Origin of the sequence: Acidipropionibacterium thoenii DSM 20276 (genome assembly GCF_000423445.1) — a bacterium.
GTDB classification, from domain to species: Bacteria; Actinomycetota; Actinomycetes; order Propionibacteriales; family Propionibacteriaceae; genus Acidipropionibacterium; species Acidipropionibacterium thoenii.
The window spans coordinates 1-10,732 of sequence record NZ_AUHZ01000030.1; the positions used below are offsets into that span (position 1 = coordinate 1).

Here is a 10,732-nt window from a genome sequence, read left to right on the forward strand (position 1 = left end):
CTACCAGAAGATCGTGGCCGCCTACCGCGATCCCGACCCCAAGGCCGGGCGAGCCCAGCTGGCCCACGTCATCGAGGTCATCAGCCGCGGCGTTCCCGCCGCCCTCGCTGAGATCATCACCCTGGGGCGCACCCTCAAGCGGCGCGCCACAGACGTCCTGGCCTACTTCGAGCGCCCCCACACCTCCAACGGCCCGACAGAAGCCCTCAATGGCCGACTGGAACACCTGCGCGGCTCAGCCTTGGGCTTCCGAAACCTGACGAACTACATTGCCCGCAGTCTCCTCGAGGCCGGAGGATTCAGACCCCAACTACACCCTCAATCGTGAAGAGCCCCTTTGTTGGGGTTGGATTCTTGACAGAGCGGGAGACGAACTTCGAATCCTGCTGCGACTGGGGTTGTGTCGTGTCAGGGGATTTCCGCATTGAGCGCCATCGGATGTGGTGACATGGGTGCAGGTGGCCGGTCCGATCAGCCCGACAGGGCCTCGATGACTCGTATCCGGTCAGTGCCGGGCCGAGGGCTCCAGGAGCGCGTTGACCGTCCCTGCCTCAACTGCGAAATGCTCGGGTCAGCGACGACAGCATCGACACCGGGACATGAAACAGGCCGACATCGACATCACGGCGACGCGATCAACGTGTGCCATGAATGCGGTGCGCCCGGTATTCACCAGATGTCCCTTCGAGTCGAAACAACCGTCCGGCATCAGGACTCGAAACGCCCTGGAACGCTGCCGTTCAGTTCCGATGACTAGATAACCACAGCCCCCCGCGGTTGCCAAGTACCGCCCTGAAATCTTCCAAATATCGAGATGAAATATCAGACTGTGAGATACCGTGGCGCAACCACAGTCCCCGGGCCGCCGGCCCGCCGTCATCAGGTCAGCCGGGCGCCGATCTCGGCCAGCAGTGCCGCCACCCCGGCCGGCCCGTCGCACAGCACGTCCGCGGTCTGGGCCACCTGAGGCTGTTCAGCCGAGTAGGACACCACCCGGGCCCCGCACCGACCACCTGCTATCCATCGCTGCACGACGCCCATCGCAGGCAGGTCTCCCAGATCGTCCCCGCACATCACCAGGACCCGGGGGTGGTGCTGGGCCACCAGTCGGTTGAGGGCGTCGGCCTTGCTGGTCTGGAAGGCCTTGAGCTCCACCACCTCGCGGCCCTCCTCCACGGTGAGCGCCAGGTCCTCCCCCAGCCGGCGGGCCACCGGGGCCAGCACCTGCCAGGCGGCTGCGCGATCCCTCGCCCTCCGGGTGTGCAGCGCCACCGAGCTGGACTTGTCCTCCACCATCGCCCCGGCCAGCTCCGGATTCTCCTCGATGGCGCGGTCGACGGCGTCCTGCAGATCCCGGCGAGCCCGCTCGACCACGGCGGGGGGCTCGGGAACCTGGAGCCGGCCGCTGGCGGGGTCGAAGCACTCATCGCCGTAGAGCCCCAACAGCACCAGGTGCTCGAGTCCTGGCCGGTGCGCCCGGAGCATCTCGGCGGCCCGGGCCACCGGGCGCCCGGTGATCACCGCCAGCGATCCCAGCCGGCCATCCAGCACCGCCAGCGACTCGCGGCCCTGATCCGGAACAGCCGCCTGTGCCGGGTCCTCGACGATCGGAGCCAGGGTGCCGTCGACATCGGTGGCCAACAGGGTGCCCTGCGGGTCGGCGGCGATCGCGTCGAGCAGGTTCTCTCCGGCGGCACTGACCGCGACCCAGCCACCATCGGGAATGACGGGTCGGCAGTCGTGAGCCGCATCGCTCCTGGCCTCATTCATCTGTCCATCCTCACACACCCCGCCAGCGACCGTCGGTCGGCACCGGCGGATCGGGCGGCTCAGGAGGCGGGCATTGGTACGGTGCTGGTGTACGGGGCCCGGAGCCCAGCAGATCCCTGAGAGGCTGACATGTCTGAATCCGTCCAGGAGAAGGCGAGTTTCATCGTCGTCGCCAACCGACTGCCTGTGGATCGGGTCAGCGGAGACGACGACCAGGTGTCCTGGCGCACCTCCCCCGGCGGCCTGGTGACCGCCCTGGAACCCGTGATGCAGTCGCGCGGCGGGGCATGGATCGGCTGGCATGGAGCCCCCGACGAGCAGGTCGAGCCCTTCCACCACCAGGGATACGACATCATCCCGGTGCCGCTGTCGAGCCAGGACGTCGAGCAGTTCTATGAGGGCTTCTCCAATGCCACGCTGTGGCCGCTGTTCCACGACTGCATCGCCGAGCCGGTCTTCCACCGAGAGTGGTGGGACTGTTTCCGCAAGGTCAACCGGCGGTTCGCCCAGGCCGTCGCCGAACGCGCCGACAACGGTGCCACCGTCTGGGTGCAGGACTACCAGCTGATGCTGGTGCCGCAGTACCTGCGTGAGCTGCGGCCCGACCTGAGGATCGGGTTCTTCCTTCACATCCCCTTCCCGCCACCGGAGCTGTTCTCCCGGCTGCCGTGGCGAAGCGAGATCATCGAGGGGGTGCTCGGCTCCGACCTCCTCGGCTTCCAGTTCCCCGGTTGCGTCTCCAACTTCATCCGGGTGGCGCGGCGGCTGCCCGATGTCGAGGGCGCCCGAGGGCGCGTCCACCTGCCAGATGGCCGGATGGTCTCCATCAAGGCCTTCCCGATCTCCATCGACGCCGTCGGGATGCGGGATCTGGCCAACTCGCCCGAGGTGCGGGCCGAGGCCGAGAAGCTGCGCCATGAACTCGGGGACCCACAGACCATCCTCTTCGGGGTGGACCGGCTGGACTACTCCAAGGGTCTGCGCGGCCGGGTCCGCGCCATCGGAGAGCTCTTCGACAGCCACCAGTTGGATCCCGAGACGACGGTCTTCCTGCAACTGGCGACGCCCTCTCGCGAACGCGTGGAGGAGTACCGGGCACTGCGCGGCGACATCGACCTGATGGTCGGGCGGATCAACTCGGAGAGCGACTCGTTGGCGCGCAGCCCAATCGCCTACCGCTACACCTCCGTCCCCCGCGAGACCCTCGCGGCGATGTACCAGATCGCCGATCTGATGATCGTCACCCCGCTGCGCGATGGCATGAACCTGGTCGCCAAGGAGTACCTGGCCTGCCGGTCCCGCAATGATTCGGCGCTGGTGCTCTCCGAGTTCGCGGGGGCCGCTCTGGAGCTCAAGCAGGCCTACATGGTCAATCCCTACGACATCGACGGAATGAAGGCCACCATCCTCAAGGCCCTCAACGACCCCCCGCGGGTGAAGGCCCGCAAGATGCGGGCGATGCGCAAGCAGGTCTTCGAGCACGACATCGACCTGTGGGCCGACTCCTTCCTCACTGAGCTCGAGAGCGACTGACCGGCCGGTCCTCGATGACGGTGCCATCGGGGCTGGCGCTCAACTGCCAGACCCGATCCACTCTCAGACGTCCGGCCAGGGTGTTGTCGTGGCTGATGATCATCAGCGCACCCCGGTAGCCGTCCAGGGCCTCGACCAGATGGTCGGTGGAGGAGATGTCCAGATTGTTGGTGGGTTCGTCCAGGATCAGCAGCTGGGGGGCAGGCTCGGCGAACAGCATGCGCGCCAGCGCGACCCTGAAGCGCTCCCCTCCTGACAGCACCCCGGTCGGCCGGCCGGCCATCGTGGCACCGACCAGCATCCGGGCCAGCAGTGCCCTCGCCTGGTTCGGTGTGGCACCGGGGCAGGCATCACGGACCGCATCCAGCGGCGTCGCGAAGGAGTCCAGATCGTCGCGCTGGCCGATCATGCCGACCGGCACCTGCGGCGTCCGCACCGCGTTCAGCGGCTCGGCGAACAGTGCGAGGGCCCGGGACTCCAGCTGCGCATCCGCACCCTCTGAACGGTCGCCCAGGGCGATCTGGACCAGTGTCGACTTGCCGACCCCATTGGGCCCAGCGATCCTGATCCGCTCAGGTCCGTCCATCCGCAGGCTGTGGCCCCCCGACATCAGCTCCAGGACCTGCCGGGTCTCCGGCAGGCCGGTGCTGGGCAGGTCGACGCGGATCCGATCGGGAAGCCGGGCTGCAGCATCGGCCCGATCCCGTACCGCAGCGGCCTCGGAGGCCTGCTTCTCCCGGCGCTGGGCGCCCGAGGCGGCGCTCTTCTGGGAGCGGTTGACGAAGTAGTGCTCGGCACCCTTGCCCATCCCGGACCTCGCGGCGTCACTCCTACCGACCCGGTCGCGTTGAGCCAGGTGCTGCTGGTCGGCAGCGGCCTGCCTCCGGATCCGCCGCAGCTGGGCATCGGCCTCGCGCAGTCTCTGACCGGCCACCTGCTGCTCGGCCTGCCGCTGGAGTTGGTAGTCCGAGAGGGTACCGGTGAAGGTCCGGGTTCCGGTCGGGCTGGTCGGGTCGAGCTCGATGATGGTGTCGGCGTGTTCCAGCAGCTCCCTGTCGTGGGAGACCACCAGGACCGATCCGGGCCAGTCATCAAGCTGGTCGTAGAGTCGGCAGCGCGATCCGGCGTCCAGGTTGTTGGTCGGTTCGTCCAGCAGGGTGACGCCGGCGCCCGCCTGACCTCTACCGGCCGGCACCGGGCCGACCAGGCCCAGCCCGGCGATCGCGACCATCGTGGCCTCCCCGCCCGACAGGCTGGTGACCGGACGGTCCAGCAGGGACTCCTCGGACCCCAGCCCCAGGCTCGACAGCTCGGCGAGGGCACGGGGCTCGATGTCCCAGTTGTCACCGATGGCCGTGAAATCGGCGGGGTCCACCGAGCCGGCCTCCACGGCCCGCAGCGCGGTGCGCACGGTGCTGATACCGAGCAGGTCGGCGACCGTCAGATCGGCGCGACGCGCCACGTCCTGGCTGAGCATCGCAATGCTCCCGGTGACCGAGACGTGGCCCGAGGTCGGTTCCAGATCACCGGCGATGAGGCGCAGCAGAGTGGTCTTACCGGTGCCGTTGTCGCCGATCAGGCCGGTTCTTCCGACCGGCACGGTGCAGCTCAGGTCGGTGAGGACGGGTGTTCCGTCCGGCCAGGTGAAGGTGAGGTGGTCGACGACGACCGATGGATGTGAAGACATGAGGATCCTGGGTGCTCGGGTGTGCGGGGCCGTACGGCAGCCGCCGGAGCGGGTGCCATTCCTCAGATCTTCAACGGATTCTCCTGGTCGGGATGAGTGGCAGCTCACCGGGTAATATTCCGGTAACCCTGCACACCGTGCCCCGACACCTTACACCAACGACACGAAACGGCCACCAGGAGCTGCCATGAGCACCGAGTCCGAAGTCACCGTCGTCCACCGCCCCGATCTGCATCGCTGGGAGGCGTTGCTGGACGGGCAGGTCGTCGGACATGCCGACTACCAGCTGTCCGACGGCCTGGCCACCTTCACCCACACGGTGGTCGAGCCGGCCCAGGAGGGCCGCGGCATCGCCTCCCGACTGGCCCGGTCGGCCCTTGACCAGGTCCGCCAGGAGGGCAGCCGCAAGGTGCGGCCCGAGTGCAGCTACATCGCCGGATGGATCGATCACCACCCGGACTACCGCGACCTGCTCGAGCACTAGAACTGCCGACGTGTGACGGGTGTGGACAACTTTTTGAGTGTCCACAGATCTGCGCTCATCACTCGACGTGGCGCACCGGGGCCGCTCACGCTTCCTGCATGGACTACGCCGAGTACATCAATCTGGGTGGATCTGACCGCCTCACTGCGAACCAGGAGCGCGACCTGTTCCTGGCCATGGAGGCCGGCCTGGTGGCCGGTGCGGTACGTGACGGTCGGCTGAGATGCCGGACCGACGCGGTGAGCCATGAGCTCGAATTCATCGCCGCCGAGGGACACCGGGCCAAGGAGAGGCTGTGGCAGGCGAACCTCCCACTGGCACTGAAGTTGGCCCGCGCGATGGGACGCGACCGCAGCGACATCGTCGAGGACCTGGTGCAGGCCGCCTGCATCGGACTCGCCGAGGCCATGATGCGTTTCGACCTGCGGCGAGGACTGAGATTCTCCACCTTCGCCTGGCCGTCGATCCGCAGAAGGATCGCCGAGGAGGCGATGCGCCGCGACTCCTCGCGGCCGGTCTGGCGGCGGCGCACCGAACGGATCGTGGCCCTCAAGGAGCAGGCACTGACAGCCGAGCTCGGTCGGCAGGCCGAGGACACCGAGATCGCCGCCGCACTTGATGTCGAGGTGGCATGGGTGCGGGCACGACGACAGTGCGGCTCCGACGTCGCGATCGGCGAAATGTGGGTACTGGAAGGGCTGCTGCCCGCCGAACCGGGCACCGCGGTGGACGCCGACTGGCTCGCCGAGGCCCGGTGCCTGCTGCCTGAGCTGCAGCGCCGCATCCTCGACTCCCACTACGGCTTCAACGGGCAGGTGGTGCCACGCGAGGAGCTGGCAGTCCAGCTGGGGATCAGCGCCCGGGCGGTGCGCAGGATGGAGAGGAGTGCGTTGGACTGGTTGCGCGCCTGGGCCGCCCGCTCACTGGAAGATGGTGACCGGCGGGAGGCGGTCAGCAGGAAGTCGGCCTGAGCGGCGAGAATGATCCCATGGCTCAATTGTGGCGGCGCCTTCTTGGCGCCATCGGCGCGACCTCAAGCTCTCATCCTGATCCCCAGGTGCTGACCGGGGTGTCGGCGGTGACCGGGGTCCCGGAGCCGCATGTGCTGGCCTGGGGCACCGGCCGCCACGACGGCCGGCCGGTGACGGCGGTGGCCGTCGACGAGGGCCTGGCGCTGGTCGGCGCCGACGGCGAGGCGGCCGCGGTGGCCTGGCATGAGGTGGTCCGTGGCGGCTGGCGGGAGAGCGCCTCGGCGCTGTGGTGGACCTTCCTCGACGAGCACAGTGACGAGGTCGAACTGGACCGGCCGGGAGATCTCCCGGAGGTCTTCAACGACCGCGTGACAGCCTCGATCGTGGTGCGTGAACCGGTCCCGACCGCCGGCGGCACCGTGGTCATCGCGGGACGGCGTCGTCTGGGCAGCCTGGCCGGCCAGGACATCCTGTGGACGGCGATCGCCGGCGAGGGCGCCGACCTCTCCGATCCGGACACCGAACGCCGGGTCCTGGAGCGCACGGCCGAGTTGCGCAAGGAGTGGCGCTGACAGCGGCAGCGTCGCGGGCCCGCTCAACGGACTGTCGTTTTGCCTGCCGGTGTGCCGACTGCTAAAGTCTGTTCTCGCGTCAAGGCGCTGATCCCCTGTAGCTCAATTGGCAGAGCATCTGACTGTTAATCAGAGGGTTACTGGTTCGAGTCCAGTCGGGGGAGCCAGACCGGGTCGAAAGACCCTGGTCAGCTCACCATTCAGTGAGCTCCACCGGAATCCCGGGAGCGACGCCAGCTACCAGCAGCGGAACTGCCTCTGGGCGGTTCAGACCTCCAGTGCTCCCGAGCCACTGGCGATGAGTTCCTTGCGCAGCGCCTCCAGTTCCACCAGGTCGGTGAACATCGCATTGTAGGCGGGCCGGTCGGTGGTCGGATTGGTACGTTGCAGGCGCGACTTCAGCTCGGCGATGTCGTCGGTGACCGACAGCAGTCTCACCCGGTCGGCATAGGCGGCGGCATAGCGGGAGTCCGGTTCGGAGGTCAGCACCGGCTCCACCAGCAGCGCCACCTCCAGCTGTTTGATGACCGGATCCGCGGTGGCCTCGACGAGAGCCTGGGCCCAGCCCTGCTCGCCGACCGACACCTGGGACACCGCCTCGAAGACCGCCCGATAGGCGGGGTGGCGGAAGTCGGCGGGTTCGACCAGGTTCCACCCGGCGTCGAACAGCTGGGGATACTGCAGGACCAGCTTGAGGAACCCGCGTTCGGCCGCCAGACGCCGGTCGGAAGGATCGGGCCAGGGCATCGAGGAGGTCGGTGCGGGGGCCGCGGGAGCAGGATCCGGGACCACGCTCAGTCGCGGCCGCTGATCCCTGGCAGGGGCAGGGTTGCGCCGGGCCCTGGCGACCTCCCTGCGGACCTCGTCGACATCCATCCCGACCATCTGGGAGAGCTCGCGAAGGTAGCCGTCCACCAGGGAGTTGTCGCGGATGCTGGAGACCAGCGGTGCTGCAGCCCGCACTGCGGCGATCCGGCCGTCGGCACGGTCCAGGTCGAAACGGTGGACGACATTGTCCATCACGTAGCGGTACAGCGGGATCCGGCTGGCGACCAGGTCACGGACCGCCGCAGGTCCCTGCTTGATCCGCAGGTCGCAGGGGTCCAGCCCATTCGGCTCGACGGCGACATAGGTCTGGGAGACGAACTCGCTGTCGCCCTGGTAGACCTTCAGGGCCGCCTTCTGGCCCGCGGCATCACCGTCGAAGGTGAACACGATCTCCCCCGAGAGGGCCCCGTTGTTTCCGATCAGACGTTGCAGCAGGCGGGCGTGATCGGTACCGAAGGCGGTGCCGCAGGCGGCCACCGCGGTGTCCACCCCCGACAGATGGGCAGCCATCACGTCGGTGTAGCCCTCCATCACCACCGCCTGGCGTTTCTTGCCGATGTTGGAGCGCGACAGGTCCAGCCCGTAGAGCACATGGGACTTCTTGTAGACCACCGTCTCCGGGGTGTTGATGTACTTGGCAGGCAGCCGGTCGTCGTCGTAGACCCGGCGTCCGCCGAATCCCAGTACCGACTTGCCGGAGTCCTTGATCGGCCACAGCACCCGGCCCTGGAAGAAGTCCCAGCCCTTCTCCCGCACCAGCCCGGCACTGACCAGTGCCTTGGGGCTGAACCCCTTGGCCAGCAGATGGTCCCGCAGCTGATGGCCGCCACGGGGGGCGTAGCCGATGTGGAACATCTCGGCGGCCGCTCGGTCGAAGCCCCGGCCGGCGAGGAACTGCCGGGCGATCAGCCCCTCGCCGGTGACCATCTGCTGCTGGTAGTACTCGGCGGCGGCGTCATTGGCCTCCAGGATCTGCATCCGCAGGCCCGGTTCGATCCCCGGCCGGCCGTCCTCGATGATGCGCAGCTGGACCCCGACCTTGTCGGCCAGCCGCTGGACGGCCTCGACGAAGGTGAGGTTGTCGATCTTCTCCACGAAGCTGATGACATCGCCGCCCTCCCCGCAGCCGAAGCAGTAGAACAGACCCCGTGAGGGGGTCACCTGGAAACTGGGGGTCCGCTCGTCATGGAAGGGGCACAGGCCCTTCAGGGAGCCGCCGCCGGCATTGCGCAGCTGGACGTACTCCCCCACCACCTCATCGATCCTGGCCCGCTCGCGGACCAGCGCGATGTCCTCATCGTTGATCCGCCCTGCCATGGGTCCCCATCCTAGTGCGGCGGGCCCGCCCCCGGTGGCCATCGATCCGAGCCACCGGGCCCCGATCAGAACCCGCGCCCCAGTCCGCGGGGCAGCCTGGCGCGGTCCCATCCGAGCAACTGTTCGGCGCAGCTGAAGGCGAACTGGTCGGTCATCCCCGCCACATAGGCAACCACCTGGTGCACCCGGTCGGCACTGGTGGACAGGAACTCCTGGGGGACCAGTTCCAGATGTTCCAGGTAGTAGTCGACGAGTCCTCTCAGCACCTCGATGACCGCTGCGCTCTGGGCCCGGGACTCCGGTCGGGTGTAGATCCGCTCGTAGTTGAACTGGCGCATCCCCGCCAGTGCCTGGCCGGCCTCGGCCCCCATCGCCACCTGCCCGGTGGCGCAACTGGTGTCGATCACCGAGTTGATGAGGGTCGACAGTTGACTGCGCCGGGAGTCGCCGACGACCTCTCGCACCTGCGCGGACAGTTCGGCGATGGTGACGATGCCGGCCCGTTGGGCGTCCTCCAGGTCATGGGCGCAGTAGGCGATCCGGTCGGCGAAGGAGACGATCTCCCCCTCCACCGTCCTCGGCGCCGGGCGCGACCAGGAGTGGTTGCGGATGGCGTCGAGGGTCTCGGCGCACAGGTTGAGGGAGACCAGGGCGACGTCGGCCCCCCAGACAGCGTGGTCGAAGCCCTCGGGCAGGAAGGCGTCGAAAGCCTCCTCCGAGGCATGTCCGCCGGGGCCGTGGCCGCAGTCGTGGCCCAGCGCCATGGCGTCGGCCAGGGTGACATTGGCACCGATCCCAGCGGCGATGGAGCGGGCCACCTGAGCCACCTCCAGGGCGTGGGTGAGCCGGGTGCGCTGGTGGTCGGTGGGGTGGACGACGACCTGGGTCTTGCCGGCAAGCCTGCGAAAGGCTGTGGAGTGGACGATCCGGTCGCGGTCCCGCTCGAAGCAGGTGCGCCGGGGGTCGGGAGCCTCGGGGATCGCCCGATTACCGGCACCATGGGCCAGCGTGGCCCCTGGCCGCAGGGTGCTGGCCTCGCGGTCCTCGCGAACCTGCCGGTCGACCACCGGGCCAGCCTCGAGGCGGGCCCCGGAATCGGTGTGACAACGGATGACGCCACCATCGGAGGGGTGCCCGGACATGGTGCTCGCCCAGGCGCGGGCCCGGTAAGACGGTTCAGCCATGCCCCCAGCATGCCAAAGTCCCGCTGCGGCCTCACGGGCCCATCGACTCAGCTTCGACCCCGGCTTGACCGACAGCCCGAGGTGTCGGGGCCCAGCCGCTAGGTGTACTTCCCCGTGACGTTGTGAACGCGGGCTGAGGGGGTCTGGCCGCCGATCCCGGTGTGGGGTCTGTGGTGATTGTAGTGATGGAGCCAGGTCTCGTAGGCTGCGGCGCGCTCGGCTTCGCTGGCGTAGGGCTTCGCGTAGGCCCACTCGACGGCGAGGGTGCGGTTGAACCGCTCGACCTTGCCGTTGGTCTGCGGCCGGTATGGCCGGGTCCACTTGTGCTTCACATGGTCGCCGAGCGCGTCAGCGAAGGCGCCTGACCGGTAGCAGGAACCGTTGTC

10 protein-coding genes and 1 tRNA gene are annotated in these 10,732 nt (G+C 68.3%); 6 read left to right on the forward strand and 5 right to left on the reverse strand.

Annotated features, from left to right (window positions below; all coding sequences use genetic code 11):
• Positions 1-328: ISL3 family transposase (locus G554_RS15600; RefSeq protein WP_036925257.1), on the forward strand; the 328-nt coding region annotated here is incomplete at its 5' end.
• Positions 329-879: 551 nt separating this feature from the next.
• On the opposite strand, the gene otsB is transcribed toward G554_RS15600, so the two are convergent.
• Positions 880-1,770 carry a trehalose-phosphatase gene (otsB, locus tag G554_RS0108850; protein WP_051232801.1) on the reverse strand — a complete coding sequence of 297 codons (891 nt, stop codon included), beginning with the start codon at positions 1,768-1,770 and terminating at the stop codon, positions 880-882.
• A gap of 129 nt (positions 1,771-1,899) precedes the next feature.
• On the opposite strand from otsB, the gene G554_RS0108855 reads away from it, so the two are divergent.
• Complete coding sequence (locus G554_RS0108855) at positions 1,900-3,303, forward strand: alpha,alpha-trehalose-phosphate synthase (UDP-forming) (RefSeq protein ID WP_027587621.1); 1,404 nt, start codon at positions 1,900-1,902, stop codon at positions 3,301-3,303.
• On the opposite strand, the gene G554_RS0108860 is transcribed toward G554_RS0108855, so the two are convergent.
• Positions 3,281-4,990, reverse strand: a complete 1,710-nt coding sequence (locus G554_RS0108860) for an ATP-binding cassette domain-containing protein (RefSeq protein WP_027587622.1) — start codon at positions 4,988-4,990, stop codon at positions 3,281-3,283. The two genes, G554_RS0108855 and G554_RS0108860, sit on opposite strands and share 23 nt — an antisense overlap.
• Positions 4,991-5,177: 187 nt before the next feature.
• Between G554_RS0108860 and G554_RS0108865 the strand changes: the two genes are divergently transcribed.
• The 4 genes from G554_RS0108865 to G554_RS0108880 all read left to right on the forward strand — a co-directional run bounded on the left by G554_RS0108865 (position 5,178) and on the right by G554_RS0108880 (position 7,184).
• Positions 5,178-5,474 (forward strand): GNAT family N-acetyltransferase, encoded by a 297-nt coding sequence (locus G554_RS0108865; RefSeq protein ID WP_027587623.1) that lies wholly within the window; start codon positions 5,178-5,180, stop codon positions 5,472-5,474.
• Positions 5,475-5,572: 98 nt separating this feature from the next.
• Positions 5,573-6,445: a sigma-70 family RNA polymerase sigma factor gene (locus G554_RS0108870; protein WP_027587624.1), complete on the forward strand. Its 873-nt coding sequence runs from the start codon at positions 5,573-5,575 to the stop codon at positions 6,443-6,445.
• A 17-nt stretch (positions 6,446-6,462) separates the two neighbouring features.
• Positions 6,463-7,017, forward strand: coding sequence for a hypothetical protein (locus tag G554_RS0108875; RefSeq protein WP_154654242.1), 555 nt, complete (start codon positions 6,463-6,465; stop codon positions 7,015-7,017).
• A 91-nt stretch (positions 7,018-7,108) separates the two neighbouring features.
• Positions 7,109-7,184: transfer RNA gene (locus tag G554_RS0108880), tRNA-Asn, on the forward strand.
• A 100-nt stretch (positions 7,185-7,284) separates the two neighbouring features.
• Here G554_RS0108880 and dnaG read toward each other — a convergent pair.
• The 3 genes from dnaG to G554_RS15605 all read right to left on the reverse strand — a co-directional run.
• Positions 7,285-9,162: a DNA primase gene (gene dnaG / locus G554_RS0108885; RefSeq protein ID WP_027587626.1), complete on the reverse strand. Its 1,878-nt coding sequence runs from the start codon at positions 9,160-9,162 to the stop codon at positions 7,285-7,287.
• Between the two features lie 65 nt (positions 9,163-9,227).
• On the reverse strand, positions 9,228-10,346 hold the full coding sequence (locus G554_RS0108890) for an HD domain-containing protein (protein ID WP_027587627.1): 1,119 nt from the start codon (positions 10,344-10,346) through the stop codon (positions 9,228-9,230).
• Between the two features lie 98 nt (positions 10,347-10,444).
• The coding region (locus G554_RS15605; protein WP_036925259.1) for an integrase core domain-containing protein at positions 10,445-10,732 on the reverse strand (288 nt) is incomplete at its 5' end.

Excerpts from the sequence above, each read along its gene's own strand:
- G554_RS0108890 (WP_027587627.1), bottom strand. The coding sequence starts at position 10,346 with ATGGCTGAACCGTCTTACCGGGCCCGCGCCTGGGCGAGCACCATGTCC.
- G554_RS0108865 (WP_027587623.1), top strand. The coding sequence starts at position 5,178 with ATGAGCACCGAGTCCGAAGTCACCGTCGTCCACCGCCCCGATCTGCAT.
- G554_RS0108860 (WP_027587622.1), bottom strand. The coding sequence starts at position 4,990 with ATGTCTTCACATCCATCGGTCGTCGTCGACCACCTCACCTTCACCTGG.
- otsB (WP_051232801.1), bottom strand. The coding sequence starts at position 1,770 with ATGAATGAGGCCAGGAGCGATGCGGCTCACGACTGCCGACCCGTCATT.
- G554_RS0108855 (WP_027587621.1), top strand. The coding sequence starts at position 1,900 with ATGTCTGAATCCGTCCAGGAGAAGGCGAGTTTCATCGTCGTCGCCAAC.
- G554_RS0108870 (WP_027587624.1), top strand. The coding sequence starts at position 5,573 with ATGGACTACGCCGAGTACATCAATCTGGGTGGATCTGACCGCCTCACT.
- G554_RS0108875 (WP_154654242.1), top strand. The coding sequence starts at position 6,463 with ATGGCTCAATTGTGGCGGCGCCTTCTTGGCGCCATCGGCGCGACCTCA.
- dnaG (WP_027587626.1), bottom strand. The coding sequence starts at position 9,162 with ATGGCAGGGCGGATCAACGATGAGGACATCGCGCTGGTCCGCGAGCGG.